This window comes from Ochrobactrum sp. WV_118_8, from assembly GCF_039631535.1.
In the GTDB taxonomy this organism is placed as follows: domain Bacteria; phylum Pseudomonadota; class Alphaproteobacteria; order Rhizobiales; family Rhizobiaceae; genus Brucella; species Brucella anthropi.
The window spans coordinates 1,012,896-1,039,370 of record NZ_JBDIUZ010000002.1; the positions used below are offsets into that span (position 1 = coordinate 1,012,896).

Genomic DNA, 26,475 nt, shown 5'->3' on the forward strand with positions numbered 1-26,475 from the left:
ATGCAAGATCCGGCCTTATAGGCGATCTAAATTTTCTTATACTTATAATATTGAGCACCTTGCATTTTCCAAAATCATGAAACGTCTTTATGGCTCCATAGTTACCGTCCGCACTGACCTCAGCATATGCTTTCTTCGTCCATTTCAGACATTTCCTTAACCACCCAAGAGGGCTTACTGACACCTCAGGTCACCGCTTAGGCCTACCCCCTGCAACAATGAGAGTTGACGCATATCAACGCACACTCGAGAATCTTCTGCAATAATGGCCACGTTAAAAGCGCACAGGGCCTCACTCCCAGTTCATTTAGTTAACTTGCTACATAGGCGGGAGTGATTTTCATGCCCCCCGCGAAACCGCGAGCATGTTAGTCCGGGAGTTAAAGATGAGTTGCAACAAACTGTGCCTGTTATTGGCGTCATTCTTTCTGGTCTTCATTGGAAATGCTCCGGCTGAAGTTCGCGAAACGATCGCGCCAATCGCAAAAAAGGTCATCCCATCTGTCGTCACCTTGCGTGTTAAAGCAAGAGGCGAAGATGAAGTCGCGTCGCCGCAGATACCGCCGAATGCACGTGAACCCGAAGCCGGAGAGACCGCTCCATTGGCTGAGCATCCTGGATTCGAGCTTTCTGGATCTGGAATTGTGGTAGATGCCCACCGTGGCTATATCATAACGACCTACCACGTTATCGCAGCCGCTGCAGATCTGATGGTAGTGCTCCCGACAGGAGAGGAACTGCGTGCTACGGTTGTCGGAAGCGACCCGGAAACCGATATTTCAGTACTAAAAGTAAGATCCACTAACCTCGTTGAGATAACCTTCGGCGATTCTGCAAAACTTGAGGTTGGTGACTACGTTGTCGCCGTGGGCAATCCATTTGATCTGGGGCCTACGGTCACGCTTGGCATTGTCAGCGCGCTCGGGCGCGACGAGCTTGGGCTGGGACCATATGAAAATTTCATTCAAACGGATGCATCGTTGAACCCGGGGAATTCCGGCGGCGCTTTGGTCGATATGGATGGTGCGCTGATCGGTGTCAACAGCGCGATAATCGCGCCAGCTGGCGGAAATGTTGGCGTCGGCTTCGCAATTCCTGTTTCTATAGTCAGGACGGTTATGGAAAGGCTCATAAGCGAGGGTGTCGTACGACGCGGGCGTCTTGGAGTTACGGTTCAGAATCTTTCATCAATTCTTGCTAAAGCGCTTGATGTGCAAGTCAGAAACGGAGCCGTCATAAGTGAAGTGGCCAAAGGATCAACCGCAGACCTCGCCGGGCTTGCATCAGGGGATGTTATCATTGCCGTTGATGGAATGACCGTCACTGGAGCAACCGGCTTTCGAAATATTGTGGGGTTCGCCCCACCAGGACAAACTGTGAAAATTACTTTGTTGCGCGGAAGGCAACAAATGTCCATCGGCGTGACTTTGAGCGAAGATAAACTGTCAACCGAGCCTGCGGAAGCAACGAATAGGGTTATTGGAGAAGGCTTTCTGACAGGAGTTGCATTTTCCGCAGATCCGAACGGAGGTTCACTTGTCGTCTCTGTTGATGAGGGTTCAAAAGCCGCCGGAGCAGGTATCCAGACAGGCGACGTAATAGTGAGCGTCAACCGGCACGACGTCAGTTCACCATCAATGCTTTTGCAAGCTGCAACCGGTCCCACCGAAATCTTACTGCTTGGCGTTCGACGAAACGGCCAGCTGTGGTTGGTTGCTATAGAATAGCTTGGCTACTCGAGGCGGTTTTCGTCGAGGTCGACCATGATGATCTGGGCCGGTGGATAGAACCGCGCCATTGTCAGCGACACCAGCCCAATTGGCACGGAACCGACGATGGCAATAGTACTACCCGGCTGGACCTTGCCATTCCGCACACCGTATTCGAAGCCGGTCGGCAGGATATCGCTCAGCATAACCAACGCTTCCTCATCCGCCCCGTAGGGTATCTGATAGAGGCTGGTGTCAGCTGATCACGTCGGCGCCTGTCTCTTCCAAGATGCCAACAACTTCATGGCCGAGGATGCGGTCTGACGTGCAGGTCGGCACACCACCTTTGTGGATGTGTAGGTCGATGCCGCAGATGGTGATCCTGGTCACCTTCACGATCGCATGGGTCGCGGCTTCGATCTTCGGTATGAGCAGTTCTTCCAGCGACTTCTGTCCCCGGCCCTTCCTATACGAGAGCTTTCATCCGATTTCTCCTTGGTTCGCGGCAGATGCCGCCTTCGAATTTGCGGCTATCTTGCATCAACGGAAGTTTGGCAACTTTGCCCCCGGTCAATGCGTCAGCCCGCGGGCCAGATAAAAAATTAAGCAATTGGAAGATCGCTTCCGCCTTTCGCAGTCATCAAGGTTCCGTCGATGAAGAAATTGCCGCTTTCCAAGGTCTATCAGCTGATTGAACCCGGCCCGGTCATCCTGCTGACGACCAGTCACAAGGGTCAGCCGAACGTCATGACCATGTCGTGGCACATGATGATGGAGTTCACCCCACCCCGCATCGCCTGCATCGTGTCCAGCAACGATTTCAGCTTCATCGCGCTTCGCGCAACGAAGGAATGCGTGATCGCCATACCGAGCGTCGACTTAGCCGAAAAAGCCGTAAAGGTCGGCAACTGCTCGGGCCGCGACACCGACAAGTTCGCGACCTTCGGATTGACGCCGCTTCCGGCCGAGCAAGTCTCGCCACCGCTGATCGCCGAATGCTTCGCCAATTTCGAATGCCGGGTCGTCGATACCAGGATGGTGAACAGACACAATCTCTTCGTGCTGGAGGTCGTCGAGGCATGGATCGACCCGAAGCAGGTCGATCCAAAGACTATACACCATCGGGGCTATGGCGCCTTCTCGGTCGATGGCGAGGTGATTCATTTCAAGTCAGGGATGCCCTGACGGGATTTTCGACCCCTTTTGGAGGTTTTGACGCGCGTCAAAGCCAAATGCGCGAAACCGGCCCATTCTTCAACCAAATGGCCCCAAACTCTTGGAGATGCACTATGGCCTCTACAGATATTCCATCGGCTTCCGCACCTTCTCTTCCAGCATCAAAAGAGGGCAAGCTGCGCCTGGGCGCGTTGACCGCCCTTGTCATCGGCTCGATGGTCGGTTCGGGCGTGTTCAGCCTGCCGCAGAACATGGCCGCCGGAGCCGGACCGCTTGCCATCATCATCGGTTGGTGCATCACTGCCGTCGGCATGCTGGCGCTGGTTTTCGTCTATCAGTCGCTCGCTACCCGCAAACCCGAACTGGACGCCGGACCTTATGCCTATGCCAAGGCCGGTTTCGGTGCCTTCGTTGGCTTCAACAGCGCCTGGGGCTACTGGATCAGCGCCTGGGTCGGTAACGTCTCCTACGCTGTGATCGTCTTCAGCGCGCTGTCCTATTTCTTCCCGTCCTTCGGAGATGGCAACACCTGGCAGGCTGTGGTCGGTGCATCCATCCTGCTTTGGGTGATCCATTTCCTGGTCATGGCCGGCGTGCGGCAGGCGGCGATCATCAATCTGGCCGTCACCGTGGCCAAGATCGCACCCATCGTGCTCTTCATCGGCATCGTCGCCGTGGCCTTCAAGGTAGACATCTTCAACGCCGATTTCACTGGACTCGGCAATGCCAGCCTTGGCTCCATCATGAATCAGGTGAAGAGCACCATGCTGGTGACATTGTGGGTGTTTATCGGCATCGAGGGCGCCAGCGTCTTCTCAGCGCGGGCCGAACGACGCAAGGACGTCGCCACAGCTACCGTGCTCGGTTTTTCGGCTTGTCTAGCACTCTATGCGCTCGTATCGCTATTGTCTCTCGGAATCATCAGCCAGCCTGAACTGGCCGCGCTCAAGAACCCGTCCATGGCGGGCGTCCTGGAAGCCATCGTCGGTCCGTGGGGGGCGATTGTCATCAACCTGGCGCTTGTCGTCTCGGTAGTCGGCGCATTCCTGAGCTGGACGCTACTCGCCGCCGAAGTTCCACATGTGGCAGGCAACGACGGCACCATGCCGAAATTTTTCGGTCACGAGAACGAACGCGGCGTCCCCTCCACGTCGCTCCTCATCACCAATATTCTGGTCCAGCTCTTTCTGATCATCACACTGTTCGCGCAGAGCACTTATCAGGCACTCTTCTCTATCGCCTCTGTTGCTATCCTTGTGCCATATATCTTCTCGGGCGCCTATGCCGCGAAGCTCGCTTTCACCGGCGAAAGCTATGGTGTCGGAGAAAACCGCAATGGCGCAATGCTCCTCGGTCTGTTGGCGACGATCTACGGCCTCTGGCTTGTCTATGCCGCTGGCCTTTCATTCCTGTTCATGTGCGCAATCCTCTACGCCCCAGGCATCATATTCTTCATCTGGGCCCGTCGCGAAAATGGGCAGCGCATTTTCCACCCGGTCGAAGCCGTCCTTGCCGCCGCTCTTGTCGCGGTCAGTCTCTACGCCGCTTATGAAATGTGGACGGGAGCGGTCAGTGCGCTCTGAGCCAAACCGCTCTTTCAAAAAGGAACATCCTATGACTGCTCTTGGCGCTCATTCCGAAGTCGGTCGGCTGCGCGAGGTGATCGTTCACCGGCCCGATCTCAGCCTGCGTCGGCTCACCCCCGACAATTGCAAGGCGCTGCTGTTCGATGATGTGCTGTGGGTCAAACGGGCGCGGCAGGAGCACGATGTCTTCGTCGACGCGCTTCGCGAGCGCGGGGTCATAGTGCATCTGTTCGGCGAATTGCTGGCTGAGACCATGGCGATCGCTGAAGCCCGCGACTGGCTGCTTGACCGCCGCGTCGACGATTCGGTCGTCGGCTACGACATGGTCGACGAAATGCGCGGATGGCTGGACGAGATGCCTGCCGACGAGCTTGCCTCGCTGCTTGTGGGCGGCATCGCCCGCGCCGAACTGCCGTTCCAGCCGGGCGGGCTCACGGGCAAGACCCTACTGCCGCAGGATTTCGTTTTGCCACCATTGCCCAACCAGCTCTTCACCCGCGACAGTTCCTGCTGGATCTATCGCTCGGTGTCGGTCAACGCCATGTATTGGCCGGTGCGCAAGCCGGAAGCGGCCAATGTCGAAGCCGTCTATCGCTTCCATCCGCGCTTTCGCGATGCCGGCCTGACCTTTGTGTCCCCCGACAATCCCGGCCCCGGCGTTAGCTTGGAAGGTGGAGACGTCATGCCGGTGGGTGGCGGCCTGGTGCTGGTCGGTATGGGCGAGCGCACCACGCCGCAGGCTGTCGGCGGGCTCGCCCGCAGCCTGTTCGCCGCCGGCGAGGCGACACGGGTGATCGCTGCGCTAATGCCGCGCGACAGGTCATTCATGCATCTCGATACGATCTTTACCTTCTGTGACCGCGATCTGGTCACGATGTATCCCCCGGTGGTCGAGCGGCTGCGGGCTTTTTCGCTGAGACCCGGCGAAGGCACCGCCGCTGTCGACGTCGTCGAGGAGACGAAACCTTTCGTCGAGGTGGTCAAGGAAGCTCTCGGACTGAAGACGCTGCGCATCGTCGCGACTGGCGGCGATTCCTACGAGTCCGAACGCGAACAATGGGACGACGGCAACAACGTCATCGCCATCGAGCCTGGCGTGGTCATCGGCTACGACCGGAACGTCTACACCAACACACTGCTGCGCCGCGCCGGAATCGAGGTCGTCACTGTCGAGGGTGCCGAACTCAGCCGTGGCCGTGGCGGCGGTCATTGCATGACCTGTCCGATTGCACGCGATCCAATCTGAGGAAGGAGAAAATTGACATGCCCTTCAACCTACATGGCCGCAACGTGCTGACGCTCGACGATTTTTCCGGAGCGGAGATCCGCTATCTGCTCAGGCTTGCCGCGGATTTGAAGACCGCGAAGCAGGCAGGTACGGAAGTGCAGCGGCTATCACGCAAGAACATCGCGCTGATCTTCGAGAAAGATTCCACCCGCACCCGTTCAGGCTTCGAGGTCGCTGCATATGACCAAGGAGCCAATGTCACCTATATCGGGCCTTCTGGCAGCCATATCGGCCATAAGGAATCAATGAAAGACACCGCAAGGGTACTCAGCCGCATGTACGATGCGATCGAGTACAGGGGGCACCAGATCGAATTGCTGGCAGCCTATGCCGGCGTGCCGGTCTACAACGGGCTGACAGACGAGGCGCATCCCACGCAGGTCCTCGCCGATTTCATGACGATGCGCGAGTTCACCCACAAACATCTGTCGGACATGAAGGTTGCCTTCGTCGGCGAAGGACGCGATAACGTCGCCCAGTCGCTTGCCATTGGCGCCGCCAAGATCGGCATGGACATACGTATCGCATCCCCCCGGGAATTGTGGCCTGAAGACCGTTTCTGCGCCCATGTGAAAGGAATAGCTGAACGCAGTGGTGGCCGCTTCAGGCTGGACGAGGACATCAAGGGCTGCATTGAAGGCGTAGATTTCATCTACACCGACGTATGGCTCTCCATGGGAGAGAACGAAAGCGGCTGGCGCAAGCGTATCGAGTTGCTGACACCCTACAGGATCACGAGCGAACTGATGGCAGCAACCGGCAATCCTTATACGAAGTTCATGCACTGCCTGCCTGCCTTCCACGATACAGAGACAGAAGTCGGAGCCGACATTGAGTGCCAATACGGCATCAATTGTATGGAGGTCGAGGATGCTGTCTTCGAATCCGAAGCCTCCATTGTCTTTGATCAGGCTGAGAATCGCATGCACTCGATCAAGGCGATCCTCGTCGCCACGATCGGCAGCTGACATGCGTATCGTTGTGGCGCTCGGCGGCAACGCACTGCTCAAGCGGGGCGAACCGATGACGGCCGAAAACCAGCGCGCTAATATCAGGCGTGCCGCTGCGGTGCTCGCCGAGCTTGTAGCCGCTGGGCACTCGTTGGTGATCACACACGGCAACGGCCCGCAGGTCGGTCTGCTCGCGCTGCAGGCGGCAGCCTTATCAGAGCAGTCCTTTCCGCTGGATGTGCTTGACGCCGAGAGCGCCGGCATGATCGGCTACGTCCTGCAGCAGGAACTCGGCAATGTCATGAAGGAGCAGCTCTTCGCCACACTGCTTACGCAGGTCAGAGTCGATCCGGACGATCCTGCTTTCGGCAAGCCAACAAAGCCGATCGGCCCGAGCTATGATGAGGCGACTGCCCGCAGGATCGCCGCTGAGCGCGGCTGGCAGATCGGGCAGGACAACGACAAGTGGCGTCGTGTCGTCGCCTCTCCAAAGCCGCTGGCGATCCTGGAGGCCCAGGTGCTTGCTTTTCTGATCGAGCAAGGCGTTATCGTCATCTGCGCTGGCGGTGGAGGCATTCCTGTCATCGAACTGAACGATGGAAGCATCGCGGGCGTTGAGGCGGTCATCGACAAGGATTTGGCCTCGTCACTCCTTGCACGGCAGCTCAAGGCAGAATTTTTGCTCATGTTGACCGATGTCGACGCCGTCTATGTTGGCTGGGGCACGCCACAGGCACGCGCGCTTGGCCATGTGAAAGCGTCCGATCTTTCGATAAACGACTTCGCGACCGGATCGATGCAGCCCAAGGTGGAAGCCGCGGTGGATTTCACCTATGCTTCTGACCGTCGCGCTGCAATCGGCAGGCTTGAGGACGCGGTGGAGATTGTCGCCGGAAACCGGGGCACATTGATTTTGGCCGACGAGATGCTTCCCGCCAGCGGACAGTCAACATGGCCTGCATTGGATTGATCAACGTCAAGGCAATTCTTGCCTTATCTCGTATTGTTCCGGCACAGCTGAATTCCTGAGGAAGGACGCGCAAATGAGCTACAAACCCATTCTTGTAAATATAGACATCAACGGTCCCGTTGTACCGATCCTGCAGGCGGCAACAGGACTTGCCCGATGCCACGAAGCGAAGCTGATCGGTATTTGTTCCGCCGACGCACCGATGCCGATGGTCGGACCGGAGGCTGCAGCTCTCGCTGCGGAAACATGGCAGCAGATGCGGAACGACATCGAAAAGCGCTTCAAGGAAGTCCATAGGGAATATGACCGGGTGATCGCCGGCGCTATAAAAACCGAATGGCGAGAGCCTGAAAAACCCTACCCATGCGCTCGTCCAGGCATCGCGGTCGGCCGATCTCATTGTTACGGCGGCATCCGACGGAGCTTCGACAGGAGATGCCTATCGTGTTGCCGATCCCGCCAATGTCGTGTTGCGTGCAGGTCGCCCTTTGCTGGTCGTTGCCGACAGGGCCGAACATGTGCAGGCGAAGAAGATCGTCGTTGCCTGGAAAGACACACGTGAGGCCAGGCGCGCTGTGGCTGACTCTATCCCGCTGCTGGTAACCGCCAAGGAGGTGATCGTGGTCACTGTTGTCCCAGAAGCCGACGATTGCGTTCGCGACGGTCCAACCGACGTGGTCGCCTTTCTGGCTTTACACGGCATTGAAGCGAAGCCCAAACTGATCGAAGGTCCGGACGAATACATCGAACTCTTCAATTTTATTGATGGAAGCGATGCCGATCTGGTGGTTTCGGGAGCTTATGGGCACAGCCGTTTCCGGGAATGGGCCATCGGCGGCATAACGCGCTCGCTGCTTGACGAAACCAGGCTCGATCGCTTCATGCCGAGTTAAGCTGGATTCAATCTTCGCTTCTGGATGGTTGCGTCACGCTATCCGCAAAAATGAGAGTATCAATGCAGGCGCTTGGGGAGCCCCATGCAGGAAAGACGAGCATTGCAGCAATCCGCAGCCAAGACGGCCTATTGGTCCATCCCGGCGGAGCGGCTTCTCTCGGATTTGCAGGCCCGGAATACCGGTCTTTCCTCCGAAGAGGCAAAGGTTCGACTGCACGATACCGGTCCGAACGCGATCGGTCGCAAGGGCGGCGCATCGGCCGTCACCGGTTTTGCAAGGCAGTTCCGCAGCCCGCTCATCCTGATACTTATCTTCGCCGCTGTGGTCTCGGTCTTCGTCGGTGAAGGCAGCGAAGCTGTAATCATCACCGTTATCGTGCTCGCGAGCTGCGTTCTTTCCTTCACGCAGGAATATGGCGCGTCTCGCGCCATGGAAGCACTAACGGTGGGTATCGCGCGCCAGGCGCTGGTCGTACGCGACGGGAAAGATGCGTCGGTTGCGGTCGAGGAAATCATACCGGGCGACATCGTCAGACTTTCGGCAGGAAACCTCATCCCGGCCGACGGTATCCTGCTGGAAGCACGCGACTTCAACGTCAGCGAGTCCGCGCTGACTGGCGAGACGTTTCCGGTAGTGAAGGCGCCCGGCGTCTCTGCACCGGATGCACAGATCGGCCAGCGAAGCAATGCGGTCTTCAGCGGCACATCGGTGCGCAGCGGCACCGCCACCATAGTGGCGGTAAATACCGGCAAGCATACGGAATTCGCCTCCATTGCCGCGACAATCGCTCGCAGCGTGCCAGAAACCGAGTTCGCACGCGGGATCCGTCGCTTCGGCTACCTAATGACAGAGATCATGCTGGTGATCGTGATCCTAGTCTTTTTCGTCAATCTGCTTCTGCACAGGTCGACCGTCGACTCCCTGCTGTTTTCCCTCGCGCTGGCGGTTGGCCTAACGCCGGAACTACTGCCGGCGATCATCAGCGTGACGCTTGCCCGCGGCGCGCGCGCCATGGCTGCGAGCGGCGTTATCGTGCGCCGCCTCGACGCCATCGAGAACCTCGGCAGCATGGATATTCTATGCACTGACAAGACCGGCACCCTGACCGAGGGCGCCATTCATCTCGACGCATGCGTCGGGATCGACGGGATGGCTTCCGCGCAGGTGCGTCTGTGGGCGCTGCTCAATGCCTCGCTCCAGACTGGACTGGCGAACCCGCTGGACGAGGCGATAACCGCCGGCAAAAGCGAAGGGGACGACCTTGGCCTATATTCCAAGGTCGATGAGATACCGTACGACTTCGTCCGCAAGAGGCTATCGGTGGTCATACGCCAGTCGAACCAGGCAGAGGATCTAATGATCTGCAAGGGGGCCGTCCAGAACGTCGTCGAGGCCTGCACGTCGATCATCAATGCGACCTCGACCCTGCCGCTGGACGAAGCGCAGGTCAGGGAAATCAACGACAGGTTGCGCGGATGGAGCATGCAGGGCTATCGTGTGCTCGCTCTCGCGATGCGCCGCTTTTCGCGACAGGACGCATACCTTCGTGAAGACGAGACCGGCTTGGCCTTCGCCGGCTTCCTACTCTTCCTCGATCCGCCAAAACCGGGCATGGCAGAAACACTAAAGGCACTCGCGGCGCGCGGCATCAAGGTGAAGGTCGTCACCGGCGACAACCGCTATGCCGCCGCGCATCTGGCCGCATCCATCGGCCTGCCCTATCGGCAGATACTGACAGGTACGGAACTGAGCAAATTGACCAAGGAGGCCTTGTTCGGTCGCGTCGCCCGCACCGACATTTTCGCCGAAATCGACCCGAACCAGAAGGAACGCATCATCGGCGCGCTCCGCAAACGCGGCCATGTCGTAGGTTATCTTGGGGACGGCATTAACGATGCTCCGGCGCTGCACGAAGCCGATATCGGCATTTCAGTGGACAGCGCCGTAGACGTGGCGCGCGAGGCCGCCGACATGATCCTGCTCAAACGCGACCTTGGCGTGCTGCTGCGCGGGGTGGACGATGGACGCAAAACATTCGCCAACACGATGAAGTATATCGCCATCACCACCAGCGCCAATTTCGGTAACATGGTCTCCATGGCAATTGCCTCGATCACCTTGCCCTTCCTGCCACTGCTGGCCCCACAAATTCTTCTCAACAACTTCCTGTCCGACGTTCCTTCGCTGGCGCTCGCAACCGATAATGTCGATCCAGATCAGGTCCGCAAGCCGCACCACTGGGATATCGGGTACGTTCGTCGCTTCATGGTCACCTTCGGTCTTGTCAGCTCGGCATTCGATTTCGTGACCTTCGCCTTTCTGCTCCTGGTGGCAAACGCGACCGCGCAGATATTCCAGACCGCCTGGTTCGTCGAATCCCTGATTACAGAACTCGCCATTGTGCTAATCGTGCGAACCCGCAAAGCCTTCTGGCGAAGCCGCCCAGGCGCGCTGCTTTCATGGCTCACGCTGGTCCTCGCCCTTTTTGCCATCGCCATCCCTTATTTGCCAGGCGCGGACTGGTTGGGCTTCGCACCGCTGCCGGTCACTGTCGTCGGCGGGTTGGTCATCATCACGCTTGCTTATCTGGCCGCATCGGAAGCAGCCAAACACTGGTTCTTCGTCCGAGAGCGCCGGCAAGCAACAAAGCGTACCTGACGAGTGGCAACGCTGAACCGCGCTAGGCTGGTCACCCTGTTGATCCTCCTGGACCATGTTCCAACCTTCCTCCTGGATTTCACGGCTTCTGCAGTTGACGAGCCGCCCGCTATGACTTTGACTGCAATCAAGTCCATGGTTTTCGCAATGGCCATTGAAAAGGACCGTCCGCCGGAGAGAAACCCGATGCCCAGCTGAATTCTCGTCTTTCTCGGTCATCCTAACCCGAACGCGAACCGCCTGTGCAGGACGCACGCTCGGTCGGGCATAGTCTCAAGATCATCGATACTGCGACGCTCGAGTTTCCTGTTCTGCATATGATGGAGGAGTCGGGGGAGTGGCCCATGCCGGTTAATCTTGAGAACGCCGCGCAGGCGATCACGGATTGCCAAGCAGATCGTCTTTGTCTTTCCGCTTTGGCTCGGAACCATACCCGCTTCGTTGAAAGCCTTTCTGAAACTGGTGATGCGTTTAGGCGTTGCATTCGCCTGTCCGGAGGCGGGTAAGGGTAGATTCGCCAATACCCGCTCAAGGGCCACTGGTGCCGCGTGTGGTTACGAAGGGAATGCCGGCCTTCTTCGGATCGACCTACGAACTGACTGAAACATATTCCCCAGCAGCTATGGACACCGAACCCGCGATAAGGCAGCAATGCCGGCGACAAGAATGCAGCTGGCAGAAGCGACCGAAGCCGCAAGGCCGACTATGAAGCCAACCGTCGAGAGGATGCCGTTATTTGCTCTCAGAAGCGCTGCATTCAATCAGCCGGTTCTTTCAACAAGACGGCTTTCGCGATGCTGTGTGAAGCGGGCTATTGTAGAATTCCTTTCACGCAAGGGCTGTGGAAGAGAACGGAGGCGCATCGATAGCTCTCGTCGGCCTCAGGGCACGAGCACAGCCGCTCCGCTCAGACTGCCCAAGCGGAGATCGGTTAGGGCATCGTTGGCGCCCTCGAGCGGATAGATGATGGTATGGGTCCTAACCCGAGCGGCGTGGGCTATTGGAAAGAACTCCTCCGCATCCCTGCGCGTCAGGTTGGCGACCGAGAGGAGTTCACGTTCCTCCCACAGGATCGCATAGGGCATGGACGGAATGTCGCTCATGTGGATACCGCCGCAGACGACACGCCCCCCCTTGCGAACGACGCGCAATGCGGCTGGCACGAGCTCGCCAACAGGCGCAAAGATGATAGCGGCATCGAGCTCAACCGGCGGCACTTCATCTGATCCTGCTGACCAAACCGCGCCAAGGCTCGACGCAAATCGTTGCGCTTTCATATCGCCTGGGCGGGTAAAGGCATAGACTTCACGCCCTTGCCAAACACAAATCTGAGCGATGATGTGCGCGGCCGCGCCGAAGCCGTAAAGGCCGATGCGCTTGCAGTCCCCCACCTTCCTGAGCGAGCGCCAGCCGATCAGCCCCGCGCACAGTAGGGGCGCCAAGGCCACTGGATCGGCTTCTGGGTCGAGATCGAAGGCGAAGCTTGCATCGGCCACCGTATGAGTCGCAAAGCCGCCATCGCGCGTATAGCCGGTAAAGAGCGGCGCATCGCAGAGGTTCTCGGCGCCAGACCGGCAATAGGGACAGGCTCCGCAGGTGTGGCCAAGCCAAGGCACGCCGACGCGACGACCGAGCCTGGAAGTATCGCCACCCTGCCCGACGGCCTCGACGATGCCGACGATCTCATGTCCCGGCACGAGCGGCAATTTGGGGTGATCAAGTTCGCCGTCAACAACGTGAAGGTCCGTGCGACAGACGGCACAGGCTTCGATCTTCAGCATGATCTGCCCCCACCCCGCCACCTGGTTGGGCCGTTCCTCCATGACCAGGGGCATTCCTGGCATCTTGAGCACCATCGCTTTCATTGAAGCCTCCACGCAAAACATGCCTGAAAGAGCGTGAGGCGGAGAGCTTACCCGCCGCCTCACAGGTTTTCGTGCACGAGCGGGAACCCCACGCATCAACCGACAGTGATGCGGTCCTCGACCGTGTTTACGCCCGCTGCAGACCACGCCGCCCGTTCTGCCGCGCTGCGCTCGGACCAGGCGTGCACCCGGCCTTCCAGCCTGACCTTGCCGCCATCCAGGACGTTGACGCTGATCGACTGCGCCTCGATTTCCGCGTTGCGCCTCAGCGCATCCTCGATCCGCTTTTTCACGTCATAAGCAGAGGCGCGCTGCTTGATATCAATCCGGTTTGTGACACCGACGACGCCCGAAAGATCCCTCACCGCGTTGGAGGCGGCGGTCTTCTGATACTGCCACTCGACCATGCCGGTGAGCGTCAGCCATCCTTTCTGGACCTTTACCTGCACTGCGTTATCCGGCACGGACGTGTTCCAGTTGATCGTGTTTATAGCACGTTTGGCGATCTCGTCGTCAGCCGTGTGATTGGCGCCGAGAGGCCGGACTTCAATCTCCTCAGCTATGCCCTTCACACCCTTCACCCGGCGCACGACATCCTCGATCGTAGCCTTCTGGGCATAAGTCGGTACATGCCCAGTTAGTGTGACGACCCCATTCTCCACTGCCACGCCAATGTCGGCGGCGTCGATACTGGGCTCGAAATCGAGTTCATCGATAATGTCTTGTCTCAATGTACCGTCGTTCATTGTCATTTACCTCACTGTTCTGGGCGAACTCCAATTGACCGCCTTACCGGAGGAATCTGCACCAGCATTTCTCGATCGGCCTTGATCCCGGTCAAAGCTCCAGTGGAAATGGGTTGAATCCTGGCCGTCATTGGCGGCCAAGAGGTTCATGGAACATTCATTGACAGGCTATAGCGGTAGGCGTAGGTCCTGAATCGTTCGTTTGCGAGGGCAAATTGGATGGAATGCCTGAACCTGCACCGGGAACAGCGACAAGGATGATATGTTGTTCGATCATATCGGGGGCCCCTATGACCTTGCTCCGTTTGGACCCGATCAAAATCATATCCTCCGCCATCGGCGGATGCTGCTTTGGGACCGATCCAACTTCACTCTCGATGTTAACGAATTCGATTCGGCTTACGTGGCTGCAACTTAGCCTACGACACCCAGCGAGATCGTCATACGCACCAGTTCGGGGAGGCTGCGAGCCTGCATTTTTGGACATAATGTTCGCGCAATAAATCTCGACTGTACGAGGACTGATTGCGAGATCGTAGCCAATGGTCCTGTTTGGCAAGCCGGCCACGCAGCCGCCAAGATTTGGCGCTCGCGTTCCGTTAGCTGAGCGAGACGTGATTTCAGAGCCGCGACCGCCATTCCGGTCAGGAAAGTCGCTTGGGCTGGTTCGCCGACGCTGGCTTGTCGGTTGCGTGACTATTGAGAAGGCTGATGACCTCCTCTTCCGATATTTGGGGAAAGTCGTGGTAGTGATACCCTAGAGCGAAGAAGCGAGCCGGTTTGCTGAGACAGATAACCGTGTGCGCCTCACCTGCCAGTTCCGCCAGTGTGTCCGCCGGAGCCACGGGAAGCGCAACGATGATCTCACGAGGCGAGCGCCGCTTGATCGCGCGGATGGCCACCTTCATAGTGGCTCCAGTTGCCGCGCCGTCATCGACAAGGATCACGATCTTGTCTGTCATTGGTACTGGCTCACGCCCGCCGAGATAGGTGATCCTGCGGCGCTCCAGCTCGGGGCGTTCGCGATCGACGAGCATCCGCAATTCGGAATCGTCGAGGTTGTAAGCTTCCACTATCTCTCGATTGAGGACGACATCGGGTGGATTGCCGTCGACGATCGCAGCGACCGCCAGTTCGGGGTTTCCCGGCGCGCCCACCTTTCGGACAATGATAAGGTCGAGCGGCGCTTTCAGCGCATTGGCGATCTCGACCGCAACAGGAACGCCTCCGCGCGGCAGCGCCAGTACAACTGGATCGACAAGCTTAAGCTTGGCAAGCTCACCGGCCAGTTTTCGCCCTGCTTCGTTGCGGTCCCGGAACATGATTTCAATCTGCTGGCCACAATTCGCGCAGAGACTTTTTCATGGAGTTCCGGACTTGGACGATCTCCCCATGCGAAATATGCCGGTCCAGCAGCCGAAAAACGGCCGCAACCGCACGGTCTGGATCGTTCAGGAGATCGTCGGAAAAGGCTTCCTGCACACGCTCCATGAAATCAGCTTTCTTGCGCTCCCACACGGGCGTTTCGAGCGGCTTCCAGCCCTCGAAATAGACACCGCGGACAAGGACGGGGAGCTGGGACGAAAGATCAACCATCTCTTCCTGTGGAAGCCAGTCGCGCAACGTCTGCAGAACGCATCGCAACAAACGATAGGCTCGGCGTTCATCCCAATTCAGTTGATCGGCAAGCTCCTTAACCCATTGCTGTGCCTGCTGTGCAGCCTGCGTGAAATTAACGATTGATGTAGCGCCCATTTGGCATCTCCTCTTTTTGCGAACATGGACCATGGCAGCGGCGCGTCGGCGGATCGCATCGCTGCCATGGAAACGAAATCACTCTCCCTTAACCGCGATATTCTTTTCCGCCCTCTTCGCCTCGACGGTCTTGGGCAACTTCACCATGAGAAGGCCCTTGGCGAAATATGCGTCGATCTTGTCATTATCGACACCGTCGGGAAGCAGGAAACTGCGCTGGAATGAACCGTATCGGCGCTCGGACAGATGGTAGTCTTTCTGCTTATCCTCCTTTCTCTCGCTCTTTTCGCCCTTGGTCGTCAGCGTGTGGTTGGACAACTTGATCTCGACGTTCTTTTCGTCGAGGCCAGGAAGTTCCGCCGTGATCTCATAAGCATCATCCTTTTCAACGAGGTCTATCGCAGGAGCTATCTGCCATTCGGCGCGGGAGATGCGCGGCACCTCGAAACCCAGAACCTTTGACGGCAGGCGCCAGTCGAACGGCCGAAAATCGTCAAAAAGCCGATCGATCTCGCGGCGCAGGTTTTCGAAGGGCATCCGCTCTCCGGTCGTTGCGGGGGCAGCGGATTTGGTAATAGGTAGTTTGGTGGCAGCTTCGGCCATAGCTGATCTCCTTGGAGTTGAACAAATGTTCGCAGGAACCGCTGCCTACGCCCCTTCAACCTTAGGGTCTCTCCGGAGGCACTAGAGCAAGAGGACAGTGGAACCGCCTGTCGGATATCTTCGCCGATCCGGGTCCATCACTTGGCCGGTCGCGCCTGAAAACGCTTCGTTCGCCTGGCTTCACCCGATCCAGTTCAATCCAACAAAGGCCTCAGCAAACCCCGTTTGGCGCCCTCTTTCCTTGACGCGGATCAAAAACTGGTAAAAAGACGAGCCGCATCCGCACTTTGGCTCCAAGATGCTCGTCCTCGGAACCGGCACACGCTAGCTCGCCAAGTCGCTTGCATCATAATTATCCCGCCCAGGCCACTTAAGGGCGGCATTGTGCTGACAGCGGATTGCAAGCCTCTGATTTATGGCAAGTGAGGCTTTGAAAACACTTCTTTTAAATGCAAGGGACAAGAGTTGACGAAAGCTGAAGATCCATACCACCGACGATCGGTCAGGCGGCACTCAGAGAAACGTGGTTCGCTCAATCAAGCCGAAAGCCGTAAGCACCCGAAATGAAGAACCTTTCCGTGATCAACGGATTTTTGAGGAAGGGGCTCTGTTTGTCCCTGCCCTGGATCGGGAGGCCTGCAACGTAGGAGGCAGCTTTAAAACTGTCCGCCATATGGTGGATAAATGCTTTCCTGCTGTTTGACCGGGGTCAATGCCCTCCCCTGCGACAATGCTAAACTTTAAAAAAGCGCGGACGATATAAAAAATATCAGTGCGATCAGTTTGCAGGATGTCAGATGCATGCGGTGCTGGCAGCCCCTAACGTTGGAGAGAGGTTCTTGGGTATTTCAAACCAAACTGATGCAATCGCCTTGTTGACCGATATCGGCAAGCCTGGAGTTTCCGAGTCCGTCGAGATCATCGACACGCATATTTCCCGGATCATTCTTGCTGGCGACTGCGCCTTCAAGATCAAGCGCGCTGTCAAGTTACCCTATGTCGACTTCTCGACGCCAAAATTGCGGCTCGCGGCGTGCCTGAAGGAAGTCGAATTCAACTCCATCACGGCGCCGGGGCTCTATGTCGGTGTCAGGCGCATTGTGCGCAATATGCAAGGTCGGCTTACGCTGGATGGAGACGGAGAACTGGTCGAAGCAGTGATCGAGATGAAACGCTTCGACCAGTCTCTTCTGCTTGATCGCATGGCCGCGGTCGGAAAGTTGACGCCCGAACTGATGACTCAGACTGCGCGCATGATCGCCCGTTTTCACTCCCAAGCCCCGGCTGTGCATAGCGGCAGCGGCTCCGAAAATCTCGCGAGCGTACTCGACATCAACAAGGCTGGCTTTGCCACCAGCCATTGCTTCCGCGAAGAGGAAGTTACTATTCTAGACGGCGTGTTCCGAGAGACGCTTTCGCAGCACGCCGATGTTATGAACCAACGTGAGGTGGGCGGCAAGGTGCGACGCTGCCACGGCGACCTGCACCTGCGCAACATCTGCTTGCTCGACGGCCAGCCCTGCCTGTTCGATTGCATAGAATTCAACGACCAGATCGCGACGGTGGACGTGCTCTACGATCTGGCCTTTCTGCTTATGGACCTGCGTCACCGTGGTTTCCCGGAACTCGCAAATCTGGTGATGAACCGGTATCTAGATGAGACGGACAACGAGGACGGTTTCGCCCTCCTGCCTTTCCTTATGGCCATAAGGGCCGCAGTGCGCGCCCATGTCACCGGCACGCAAATCGAGGAAAGCGGCGATCTGTCGGGTTGCCTGCGCGCCGAAGCCCGTGCCTATTTCGACCTTGCCATGGAATTGCTCGAGAAGCGCCCTCCCCGCCTCATCGCCATTGGCGGGCTGAGCGGTTCGGGCAAGACCACGATCGCCGAGGCGCTCGCCGCCCATATCGGAGCGCCGCCGGGAGCCCGCATCGTGGAGAGTGACCGCATCCGCAAGGCACTGCACGGAGTACCGCCGGAAACGCGCCTGCCGGAGGAGGCGTATCGGCCGGAAGTCTCCGACCGAGTATATGGTGAGATGGTATGGCGTGCAGAACTCATCCTCGCCGGGGGTGGAACCGTCCTCGCGGATGCCGTCTTCGATAGACCGGCGGATCGCACTCGTATCGAAAAAGTTGCGATGGAACAGCATGTGCCATTCATCGGCATCTGGCTGGATGTCTCTCCCGACGTGCTGTGGCGCCGCGTCGACCAACGGCGCGGTGGCCCGTCTGACGCAACGGTCGACATCCTCTCTCGACAGCTGAAAAGGAACGCAGGTGAGATTACCTGGCGCCGCTTCGATGCCGACCGAAGCCCCGCCGATATCCTATCCGGCATCCTGGCCGCGCCGATCAACTGACATTAATCGGCATCGGGTCGAGTTTACGGCACAACAACCACTGTGCAGGGAGCCAGGCTCACCAGCTTCTGCGAAACGCCGCCAAGCAAAAGGCCCGCTAGTCTGCCACGTCCCCTCCGCCCCACAACGATGGCATCAACATTATCGCGAAAGGCCATTTCGAGGATCACCTCCGCCGGATCGCCCCAGACCGTCCGCACTTCAACAGCGGTGACTCCTGTTTTTGTCGCGATATCCCTTGCCTGACAAATCACCTGTGTGGCAAATCCCTCGACGGCATTGGTCAACGTCGCTAAGGGGCGCGCCATTCCATAATCAACAGCCCTATTTCAGAAAGCGCCCAAATGCCGCTAAGCATCCAAATTTCGAATTGACAGCACCAATATATCCATTATTCTGGATACATGGAAAATGAAGACGCAATTACGGCGCTGGCCGCCCTCGCCCAATCGACAAGGCTCGATACCTTCCGGCTGTTGGTGAAGCACGAACCAGCGGGAATCCCCGCCGGTGAACTGGCGCGTATTCTGGATGTACCGCAGAACACGATGTCTGCACATCTGGCAACATTGTCTCGTGCTGGGCTTGTGAACGGCGAACGTCAGAGCCGCTCGATCATCTATCGCGCTGATCTCGACCGATTTAGAGAACTGACCCTTTTCATGATCAAGGACTGCTGTGGCGGCAGTGCCGAGCTCTGCGCACCTCTTATAAAAAGCCTGACACCCTGTTGCGAACCGAAGACGGTCGCCCAGTAACACAAGGCCGCTGAATTCGGCCTTCCATAAACGGACTGATAAAATGACGGATCGGATCTACAACGTGCTCTTCTTGTGCACGGGCAATTCCGCACGCTCAATTTTGGGCGAGGCAATTCTGAACAAGGATGGCGAAGGACGTTTTCACGCCTATTCGGCTGGTAGTCAGCCAAAAGGCGACGTTCATCCTCTCGCAATCAAGGAACTGGATGCTCTTGGCTATTCCACGGAGAACCTGAGTTCAAAAAGCTGGGATGTGTTTTCAGGTACCGAAGCCCCTCAGATGGATTTCATTTTCACGGTCTGTGACAGCGCTGCCGGAGAGGCCTGCCCTGTCTGGATTGGCCATCCTATGACAGCCCACTGGGGCATTGAGGACCCCGCCGCTGTTGAAGGAAATGAAGCAGAAAGACAGCGCGCCTTTGCACAAGCCGCCCGTTTTCTGAAGAACCGGGTATCAGTGTTCCTGAACCTTCCCCACGCCACGATAGACCGAATGGCGCTTCAAAATCATCTGAAAGAAATCGGCACCATGGAAGGTAGCACACAGACAAACGTGGAGAATAACTGATGTCCACATTCGAACGTTATCTGACTGTCTGGGTGGCTCTGTGCATTGTCGCAGGCGTAGCTCTCGGCCATTTCTTTCCGACAGTATTTCATGCAATCGGATCTGCTGAAGTCGCCAGGGTCAATATTCCAGTCGCCATTCTCATCTGGCTCATGATCATCCCCATGTTGCTGAAGATCGATTTCAGCGCATTGAGACAGGTCACTGAGCACTGGCGTGGCATCGGCGTCACGCTCTTTATCAACTGGGCCGTCAAACCATTCTCTATGGCGCTTCTCGGCTGGCTATTTATCGGCTGGTTGTTTCGCCCTTATCTGCCTGAAGACCAGATCGATTCCTACATCGCCGGGCTGATTATTCTGGCGGCCGCACCTTGCACAGCAATGGTGTTCGTCTGGTCCAACCTGACCAAGGGCGAACCGCATTTCACTCTGTCGCAGGTCGCACTGAACGATGCGATCATGGTTGTGGCATTTGCCCCTATCGTCGGGCTACTGCTCGGACTGTCGGCAATTACTGTCCCGTGGGACACGCTCGTTCTGTCGGTTGTCCTCTATATCGTCATTCCGGTGATTATCGCGCAAATCCTGCGCAGAAGCATTCTCGCCAGCGGTGGAGAACGAGCTTTCGATGCAATACTGAAGACACTACAGCCGCTGTCCCTGATTGCGCTTTTGGCGACACTTGTTCTGCTATTCGGGTTTCAAGGAGAGCAGATCATCGCACAGCCCATGATCATTGCGATGCTAGCCGTCCCGATCCTCATCCAGGTCTATTTCAACTCTGGCCTCGCCTATCTGTTGAACCGAATTTCAGGAGAGCAACATTGCGTCGCCGGTCCCTCAGCTTTGATTGGCGCATCCAACTTCTTCGAGCTGGCAGTAGCAGCCGCAATCAGCCTTTTCGGCTTCTCATCTGGTGCGGCGCTCGCAACAGTGGTTGGCGTTCTTGTGGAAGTGCCGGTCATGCTCTCGGTCGTCTGGATCGTGAACCGCTCCAAGGGCTGGTACGAACGCGGTGCCAATCAAAAGCCAGTCACCGAAACAGGAAAACTCTGATGTCAGTTACGATCTATCACAATCCGAACTGTGGCACCTCTCGCAACACATTGGCCTTGATCCGTGCCAGCGGCGAAGAGCCTGTCGTCATTGAGTATGTACAAAATCCGCCATTGCGAGAACGACTTGTCGAATTGCTTCGAGCAATGCAGATGACGCCTCGCCAAATCCTTCGCGAGAAAGGCACGCCATATGCCGAACTGGGATTGTCCGATCCCAAATGGACCGATGATGAACTGGTCGACTTCATGATGGCGCATCCTATCCTGACCAATCGTCCAATCGTGGAAACGTCACTTGGCACCAGACTGTGCCGTCCGTCAGAACTGGTTCTCGATATTCTGGAAAACCCGGTGTCGTCATTCACCAAAGAGGACGGAGAAGTCATAAACTATGAAAGAAAGTCGCGCTGACATGGACCTGCCGAACCTCGATCAGAATTCCTTCGCATTGCCCGACCTGGATGCATTACGCGCCGACTTTTCAAAGCATAAGCCTCGCATCCTTTTGCTCTATGGCTCACTTCGTGATCGTTCCTATAGTCGGTTTCTGACGCTGGAAGCGCAGCGCCTTCTCGATGCGATGGGTGCTGAAACGCGTGTCTTTCATGCCAATGGTCTTCCTTTGCCAGACGATGGTTCAGCAGAGCATCCGAAGGTGCAAGAATTGCGTGAGGCAATGCTTTGGTCAGAAGGGCAAGTCTGGACCAGTCCCGAACGTCATGGAGCCATGAGCGCTGTCATGAAATCGCAGATCGACTGGATTCCATTGCCGGGTGGTGCAATTCGTCCGACGCAGGGCCGAACTCTCGCATTGATGCAGGTATCCGGCGGATCGCAGAGCTTCAACGCTGTCAATCAGATGCGCATTCTGGGACGCTGGATGCGAATGATCACCATTCCAAACCAGTCATCCGTCGCAAAGGCGTGGCAGGAATTCGACGACGCTGGACGGATGAAACCTTCATCCTTCTATGATCGCGTGGTGGACGTAATGGAAGAACTAATGAAGTTTACACTTCTTACGCGTGGCATCTCGGATTATCTCACAGACCGTTATAGCGAGCGCAAGGAAGAAGCTGCCAAACTCGAAAAGCGTGTTTCGTTGAAATCAATATGAGCGCTGAACGGCTTCCCATTGCGGCCATCGCCGGTCTCGGACTGACCCAGAATATCGGTTACGGCACTTTATATTATTCCTTCAGCATTCTCGCGCCGTCCATGGCGGGGGACTTCTCCGTTTCCAACGAATGGATTTTCGGAGCGCTGTCGGTTGCCCTGCTGGCAGGAGGCTTTCTGGCTCCCTGGTTAGGCAAATGGATTGATCGTTATGGCGCAGGTCGCATGATGACGATAGGCTCGATACTGGCCGCCGTCTCTCTCATACTGTGTTCGCTTTCTCCAAATGCTTTGGTGTTTGCAGGTGCGCTAACGATCATCGAAATCGCCGCAAACCTCGTCCAATATGGAGCAGCCTTTGCATTATTAGTGCAATTAGCGCCAAATTTTGCCCAGCGTAGCATCACCTATCTGACACTGATTGCAGGCTTTGCCTCGACAATTTTCTGGCCCATTACAACAACCCTTCAACATTGGCTGACCTGGCAACAGACCTATTTGCTGTTCGCTTGCCTCCATTTGTTTCTCTGCGTGCCGGTACACCTTATGCTCGCGCGTTCGATTGCAAAGAGTGGTCAGAAGCGATCAACAAATGGAACAGTCGCAACTGCCTCTTCAGGTGATCTGCCTGCCCATCAACGGCGCAAAGGTTTCGTGCTTATTCTCGTGGCATTCTCGACGCAGGCTCTCGTTGCAGCGGCCATTCTGGTCCATATGGTGCCGATGTTGGGCGCGCTCGGTCTTACAGGTTCTGCAGCTTTTATTGGAGCGATATTCGGACCTTCTCAGGTAGCCAGCCGCCTGATCAACATGCTCGGTGGCAAAAACCTCGCTCCGATCAGTCTGGCAGTAATCTCTGCCTCCTTGATGGGTTTAGCCCTCATTGTTCTGCTATTCGGTGCTCCATCCATTATTGCGACGATGATGTTTGCCTGTCTTTTTGGCTTCGGGAACGGTCTCTTCAGTATTGTCTCCGGAACGTTACCCTTGTCGCTATTCGGCAGTGATGGCTACGGTGCCATGCAGGGCAAAATCATATCAGCCAGATTAATCGTGTCCGCCACTGCACCGTTAGCGATGGCTTCCAGTATAACGAACTTTGGTGCGAGCTGGAGCCTCACTATTCTGGCTCTTACTGCCGCTTTAGGCGTCGCGATTCTCACAGGATTGAAGTTGCTTCGTTGATGTCAGCTTACAGGCAAACGTAGTTGGAACGAAACCACGGCAGTAAAGCGCATTTCGCCCAACCCGGAAGAATCAAGCTGATCGATACAATAAAAATCGAGGCCCAAGCCAAGCCGCAGACCGCCCATTTCAAACCATCGAGGGACTTTCTGCTGTGTCCGCACAGAGGTGGCTCGGGAAATCTGCACAGCTCGGATAAGTGGAATTTCTGCCTGAGTTCGGCTTAGATGCCAGGAACAGGAGATACCATGACGAGACGACCGCGCCGGAACCACAGCCCGGCTTTCAAGGCAAAAGTGGCGCTTGCTGCGATCCGAGGTGAGCAGACACTGGTGGAATTATCCCAGCAGTTCGACGTGCATGCCAATCAGATCAAGCAGTGGAAAGACCAGCTTCTTGAGGGTGCGACAGGCGTTTTCGGTGATGAAGTGAAGGCGGAACCGGCCGGACCGAGCATCGATGTGAAAACGCTTCACGCCAAGATCGGCGAACTGACCTTGGAGAACGATTTTTTGTCCAGTGCGCTCGGCAAGGCGGGATTGCTGGGCGGAAAGAAATGATCGACCGCGAGCACAAGCTGTCGGTCGTGAGGCAGGCCAGGCTCCTCGGCTTCAGCCGTGGCAGCGTCTACTATTCGCCGCGTCCAGTATCTGATGGCGATCTTGCCCAGATGCGCCGGATCGACGAGCTGCATCTCGAATATCCGTTCGCGGGAAGTCGGATGTTGCAAGGGCTTTTGAAGGGAGAAGGCCTGGAAACTGGGCGGCTGCACGTCGCCACGCTGATGAAGAAGATGGGTATCGAGGCGATCTATCGTCGCCCGAACACGTCAAAACCAGCGCCAGGTCACAAAATCTATCCCTACCTCCTGCGCAAGCTGGCGGTTACCCGGCCCAATCAGGTATGGGCGATGGACCTGACCTATATCCCCATGGCGCGTGGTTTTGTCTACCTCTGCGCCGTCGTGGACTGGTTCAGCCGTCGGGTTCTGTCGTGGCGATTATCGATCACGATGGAGGCGGACTTCTGTATCGAAGCGGTCGAGGAAGCGCTGGCTCGCTATGGAAAGCCGGACATATTCAACACCGACCAGGGATCGCAGTTCACATCCATCGACTTCACGGCGGTGCTGAAGAAAGCTGAGATTGCGATCTCGATGGACGGCAAGGGCGCGTGGCGGGACAATGTCTTCGTCGAACGGCTTTGGCGGTCGATCAAATACGAAGAGGTCTACCTCCACGCCTACAAGACCGTGTAGGAGGCCCGCGCGGGGATCGGTCGTTATCTGAACTTTTACAATACTCGACGTCCACATTCATCTCTTGACCGGCAGACGCCGGATCAGGCTTACTTCAACGCGCTGGCACCGATGATGGTGGCGGCATAACCGAGGCGGAAATCCACTTAACGAGACGCCCGAAACTGTCCAAACAAACCGAGCCACCTCTATCATCTATGGTGCCGCCTCTCCGCCGAAGCCAAGAGAGCAAGCTTGCTCTGACTTCCGCCGTAATCTCGAACTGTACAGGACGTACGGTTTTCTGCTGTATGACCGTTGCTCGTGTTCGGATATTCTGGCCCGTAAAGAGAGTTCCGATCTTGATCCTAACTAGATCGCAGCCTCGTAGCTTGCTATCGATCGCGAGATCGAACAACGCTCGGTCTCGCATCCGCCCCTCTCTATCAAGAAAGAAACGAACTGCCTAAATCTGCCGCTGTTTGAGCGGCTTCTTTAAGTAAGCCTTCCTGCCAGCGTTCCATACGGAGCGCCCAGTGCAGCAGGATCATATTGTGCGATACCCATTTGAGTTCTCCTTCGGCCACCATTGGCCGGTGGAAGAACGCGCAAATTCAAGCTTCGTTGCGTGGGGCTGGGAACTGTCGGTCAGCTTTTCGCTTTCATATAAGGAACCGGACGGTCATCTCGTTCGGTTAATGCCGCCAGGCGAATGTAGGTAATCCGATGCCTGAGCCAGTCCTACTTGAATATATGAGCCACATAGCTGATAATTTCGGCATGCGAGAACCTACTTTATCAACAAAGCCCAATTAAGCACAAAAGCATGGCCTTCGCGCTCGCCGACATCTCCACGACTTGCTATCGATTTTTGGCAAGCTGAATGTATGGCCATTCTTGAATTAAAGAGCGCTAATCCATATCTGGGATATCGCCATACTGGAAAAAAATTGCGGGCGGGCCATACTCTCCAATATCAGGATCTGCTTCGCGGCTCCAGGCTACAACTCCAATGTGCTTTCCTTGCAATTCCGCCGCTGCGCGTAAAGCACGACCCTCGGTTTCAAAAGCCATTGGGTCGAATGCAGCAACTAATTCACCCGCATCATTACGATCGAATGCCGCGACAACAATGAGCCGCGCTTTGGTCATTTTGGTGTCATTCCCTTTGTCCTTGATCATAGATGAACTTGTGAGCTTAACGCTACCGGCCGTTGCGCCCACCCTTTTTGAGGTTGACGGCATAATGCTCTTTCTCTCAAGACGTTGTTTTCGCAAGCGGAGAGTCTTGGCATCCCGCTCACTTACCTCAGCGTCCAAGATAGAACGTACAGCTTTGTCTGTGCGTGAGGCGACCGACTCTCTGCCCGATGGAATTCGCTTGAAAAGCGTATCTTTCGTAAAAGCAATCAGGGAATTTTCCGTCAAGTGAGAAGTTCCTTATGAGAAAAATAAAAAGGCCAAGCATTGCTTGGCCCAAAGCTAGTTTTTTCGCTTGTGCCAGTACATCTGTGGTCACAAGAAAGAAGAAGCCTCATTTACGCTGCCTGCAAATTACAAACAGTCATTTTCCCAGACTTGCGATCCTGTTCCAGGTCATAAGTCAGTTTCTGGCCCTCATTGAGCGTATGCAAGCCTGCGCGCTCAACTGCAGAAATATGAACAAATGCATCCAAGCCGCCATTGTCAGGCTGAATAAAGCCAAAGCCTTTTGCTGCATTAAACCATTTAACTGTGCCGGTGTTCATGTGAACCCCTTTCCTAGCAATATTGATAGCTGCGTTTGAAAAACGCAGAGATGAAACGATTTTTTAAAGGGAGTTTTCGTTCAGCGCACGGTGCTAATCGCGCAGGGATCAAAGCTCAGCAAGAAAATCTCGATGGTTTTATTTTAGTTGTTTAAATAAAATTTGTCAAACTATTAATATATTTTGGTTCATTAAATTGACGAAAAATACTTAAATCGCTTAATATTTTCATTGT

General features: G+C 56.3%; 27 protein-coding genes and 3 pseudogenes. 18 read left to right on the forward strand and 12 right to left on the reverse strand.

Translation table 11 applies throughout. The features are described 5' to 3' along the window. The first annotated feature begins 386 nt into the window (after positions 1-386). Positions 387-1,727, forward strand: coding sequence for a trypsin-like peptidase domain-containing protein (locus ABDF71_RS18725; RefSeq protein ID WP_166942599.1), 1,341 nt, complete (start codon positions 387-389; stop codon positions 1,725-1,727). A gap of 5 nt (positions 1,728-1,732) precedes the next feature. Here ABDF71_RS18725 and ABDF71_RS18730 read toward each other — a convergent pair whose 3' ends face one another. Both ABDF71_RS18730 and ABDF71_RS18735 read right to left on the reverse strand, forming a co-directional pair. Beyond that, on the reverse strand, positions 1,733-1,915 hold the full coding sequence (locus ABDF71_RS18730; protein ID WP_235819967.1) for a hypothetical protein: 183 nt from the start codon (positions 1,913-1,915) through the stop codon (positions 1,733-1,735). 49 nt (positions 1,916-1,964) lie between these two features. Further along, positions 1,965-2,105, reverse strand: a complete 141-nt coding sequence (locus ABDF71_RS18735) for an alcohol dehydrogenase catalytic domain-containing protein (protein WP_235819966.1) — start codon at positions 2,103-2,105, stop codon at positions 1,965-1,967. Here ABDF71_RS18735 and ABDF71_RS18740 point away from each other — a divergent pair. The 9 genes from ABDF71_RS18740 (at position 2,074) to ABDF71_RS18780 (ending at position 11,836) form a co-directional block, all read left to right on the forward strand. Further along, positions 2,074-2,307 (forward strand): hypothetical protein, encoded by a 234-nt coding sequence (locus ABDF71_RS18740; protein WP_235822950.1) that lies wholly within the window; start codon positions 2,074-2,076, stop codon positions 2,305-2,307. The two genes, ABDF71_RS18735 and ABDF71_RS18740, sit on opposite strands and share 32 nt — an antisense overlap. A 56-nt stretch (positions 2,308-2,363) precedes the next feature. Continuing rightward, on the forward strand, positions 2,364-2,894 hold the full coding sequence (locus tag ABDF71_RS18745; RefSeq protein ID WP_151665450.1) for a flavin reductase family protein: 531 nt from the start codon (positions 2,364-2,366) through the stop codon (positions 2,892-2,894). Between the two features lie 104 nt (positions 2,895-2,998). After that, positions 2,999-4,468 (forward strand): arginine-ornithine antiporter, encoded by a 1,470-nt coding sequence (arcD, locus tag ABDF71_RS18750; protein ID WP_094515249.1) that lies wholly within the window; start codon positions 2,999-3,001, stop codon positions 4,466-4,468. 31 nt (positions 4,469-4,499) lie between these two features. Continuing rightward, the gene (locus tag ABDF71_RS18755; protein WP_094515248.1) at positions 4,500-5,717 is read left to right on the forward strand and encodes an arginine deiminase; all 1,218 of its coding nucleotides are present in this window, start codon (positions 4,500-4,502) and stop codon (positions 5,715-5,717) included. Positions 5,718-5,734: 17 nt separating this feature from the next. Next, a complete protein-coding gene (gene argF, locus ABDF71_RS18760) occupies positions 5,735-6,727 on the forward strand; it encodes an ornithine carbamoyltransferase (protein WP_094515247.1) in 993 nt (330 codons plus the stop codon). A 1-nt stretch (position 6,728) separates the two neighbouring features. After that, on the forward strand, positions 6,729-7,679 hold the full coding sequence (arcC, locus tag ABDF71_RS18765) for a carbamate kinase (RefSeq protein ID WP_094515246.1): 951 nt from the start codon (positions 6,729-6,731) through the stop codon (positions 7,677-7,679). A gap of 467 nt (positions 7,680-8,146) precedes the next feature. Next, positions 8,147-8,572, forward strand: a complete 426-nt coding sequence (locus ABDF71_RS18770; protein WP_235822942.1) for a universal stress protein — start codon at positions 8,147-8,149, stop codon at positions 8,570-8,572. A gap of 84 nt (positions 8,573-8,656) precedes the next feature. Then, complete coding sequence (mgtA, locus tag ABDF71_RS18775; RefSeq protein ID WP_094515245.1) at positions 8,657-11,233, forward strand: magnesium-translocating P-type ATPase; 2,577 nt, start codon at positions 8,657-8,659, stop codon at positions 11,231-11,233. Between the two features lie 357 nt (positions 11,234-11,590). Continuing rightward, positions 11,591-11,836 carry an NAD(P)H-dependent oxidoreductase gene (locus ABDF71_RS18780; protein WP_255411959.1) on the forward strand — a complete coding sequence of 82 codons (246 nt, stop codon included), beginning with the start codon at positions 11,591-11,593 and terminating at the stop codon, positions 11,834-11,836. Between the two features lie 278 nt (positions 11,837-12,114). On the opposite strand, the gene ABDF71_RS18785 is transcribed toward ABDF71_RS18780, so the two are convergent. The 6 genes and pseudogenes from ABDF71_RS18785 to ABDF71_RS18810 all read right to left on the reverse strand — a co-directional run bounded on the left by ABDF71_RS18785 (position 12,115) and on the right by ABDF71_RS18810 (position 16,202). Next, positions 12,115-13,098: a zinc-dependent alcohol dehydrogenase family protein gene (locus ABDF71_RS18785; RefSeq protein ID WP_094515242.1), complete on the reverse strand. Its 984-nt coding sequence runs from the start codon at positions 13,096-13,098 to the stop codon at positions 12,115-12,117. Positions 13,099-13,193: 95 nt separating this feature from the next. Then, a complete protein-coding gene (locus ABDF71_RS18790; protein WP_094515241.1) occupies positions 13,194-13,844 on the reverse strand; it encodes a BON domain-containing protein in 651 nt (216 codons plus the stop codon). Between the two features lie 414 nt (positions 13,845-14,258). Further along, positions 14,259-14,468 (reverse strand): annotated as a pseudogene (locus tag ABDF71_RS18795) (LuxR C-terminal-related transcriptional regulator); the annotation flags it as partial. A gap of 20 nt (positions 14,469-14,488) precedes the next feature. Next, on the reverse strand, positions 14,489-15,166 hold the full coding sequence (locus ABDF71_RS18800) for a phosphoribosyltransferase (RefSeq protein ID WP_094515240.1): 678 nt from the start codon (positions 15,164-15,166) through the stop codon (positions 14,489-14,491). A gap of 4 nt (positions 15,167-15,170) precedes the next feature. Next, entirely contained in the window at positions 15,171-15,599 is a 429-nt protein-coding gene (locus tag ABDF71_RS18805) for a DUF2267 domain-containing protein (RefSeq protein WP_094515239.1), read from the reverse strand. A 78-nt stretch (positions 15,600-15,677) separates the two neighbouring features. Next, the gene (locus ABDF71_RS18810) at positions 15,678-16,202 is read right to left on the reverse strand and encodes an Hsp20/alpha crystallin family protein (protein WP_094515238.1); all 525 of its coding nucleotides are present in this window, start codon (positions 16,200-16,202) and stop codon (positions 15,678-15,680) included. Between the two features lie 845 nt (positions 16,203-17,047). Here ABDF71_RS18810 and ABDF71_RS18815 point away from each other — a divergent pair. Beyond that, complete coding sequence (locus tag ABDF71_RS18815) at positions 17,048-18,565, forward strand: bifunctional aminoglycoside phosphotransferase/ATP-binding protein (RefSeq protein ID WP_235819973.1); 1,518 nt, start codon at positions 17,048-17,050, stop codon at positions 18,563-18,565. A gap of 23 nt (positions 18,566-18,588) precedes the next feature. Here the strand turns inward: ABDF71_RS18815 and ABDF71_RS18820 are convergent, their stop codons facing one another. Further along, positions 18,589-18,873, reverse strand: coding sequence for a universal stress protein (locus ABDF71_RS18820; RefSeq protein WP_094515236.1), 285 nt, complete (start codon positions 18,871-18,873; stop codon positions 18,589-18,591). Between the two features lie 96 nt (positions 18,874-18,969). Here ABDF71_RS18820 and ABDF71_RS18825 point away from each other — a divergent pair, with 96 nt between their 5' ends. The 7 genes and pseudogenes from ABDF71_RS18825 (at position 18,970) to ABDF71_RS18855 (ending at position 24,642) form a co-directional block, all read left to right on the forward strand. Beyond that, positions 18,970-19,323, forward strand: a complete 354-nt coding sequence (locus tag ABDF71_RS18825; RefSeq protein WP_094515235.1) for an ArsR/SmtB family transcription factor — start codon at positions 18,970-18,972, stop codon at positions 19,321-19,323. 43 nt (positions 19,324-19,366) lie between these two features. Continuing rightward, positions 19,367-19,894, forward strand: coding sequence for an arsenate reductase ArsC (locus tag ABDF71_RS18830; protein WP_094515234.1), 528 nt, complete (start codon positions 19,367-19,369; stop codon positions 19,892-19,894). Beyond that, positions 19,894-20,952 carry an ACR3 family arsenite efflux transporter gene (arsB, locus tag ABDF71_RS18835; RefSeq protein ID WP_010660310.1) on the forward strand — a complete coding sequence of 353 codons (1,059 nt, stop codon included), beginning with the start codon at positions 19,894-19,896 and terminating at the stop codon, positions 20,950-20,952. Before ABDF71_RS18830 ends, arsB begins: the two co-directional genes overlap by 1 nt. Then, positions 20,952-21,365: an arsenate reductase (glutaredoxin) gene (gene arsC / locus ABDF71_RS18840; RefSeq protein WP_500061700.1), complete on the forward strand. Its 414-nt coding sequence runs from the start codon at positions 20,952-20,954 to the stop codon at positions 21,363-21,365. Before arsB ends, arsC begins: the two co-directional genes overlap by 1 nt. After that, complete coding sequence (arsH, locus tag ABDF71_RS18845) at positions 21,346-22,071, forward strand: arsenical resistance protein ArsH (protein WP_094515232.1); 726 nt, start codon at positions 21,346-21,348, stop codon at positions 22,069-22,071. The genes arsC and arsH overlap by 20 nt, the downstream gene beginning before the upstream one ends. Further along, entirely contained in the window at positions 22,068-23,255 is a 1,188-nt protein-coding gene (arsK, locus tag ABDF71_RS18850) for an arsenite efflux MFS transporter ArsK (RefSeq protein WP_010660313.1), read from the forward strand. Before arsH ends, arsK begins: the two co-directional genes overlap by 4 nt. Before the next feature lie 248 nt (positions 23,256-23,503). Further along, positions 23,504-24,642: pseudogene (locus ABDF71_RS18855) on the forward strand (IS3 family transposase). A gap of 61 nt (positions 24,643-24,703) precedes the next feature. Here ABDF71_RS18855 and ABDF71_RS18860 read toward each other — a convergent pair. The 3 genes and pseudogenes from ABDF71_RS18860 to ABDF71_RS18870 form a co-directional block, all read right to left on the reverse strand. Further along, positions 24,704-25,059: pseudogene (locus ABDF71_RS18860) on the reverse strand (site-specific integrase); the annotation flags it as partial. Positions 25,060-25,404: 345 nt separating this feature from the next. Next, on the reverse strand, positions 25,405-25,920 hold the full coding sequence (locus ABDF71_RS18865; RefSeq protein WP_308669824.1) for a hypothetical protein: 516 nt from the start codon (positions 25,918-25,920) through the stop codon (positions 25,405-25,407). A 110-nt stretch (positions 25,921-26,030) separates the two neighbouring features. Further along, positions 26,031-26,240 (reverse strand): cold-shock protein, encoded by a 210-nt coding sequence (locus ABDF71_RS18870; RefSeq protein WP_029928430.1) that lies wholly within the window; start codon positions 26,238-26,240, stop codon positions 26,031-26,033. Positions 26,241-26,475 lie beyond the last annotated feature (235 nt).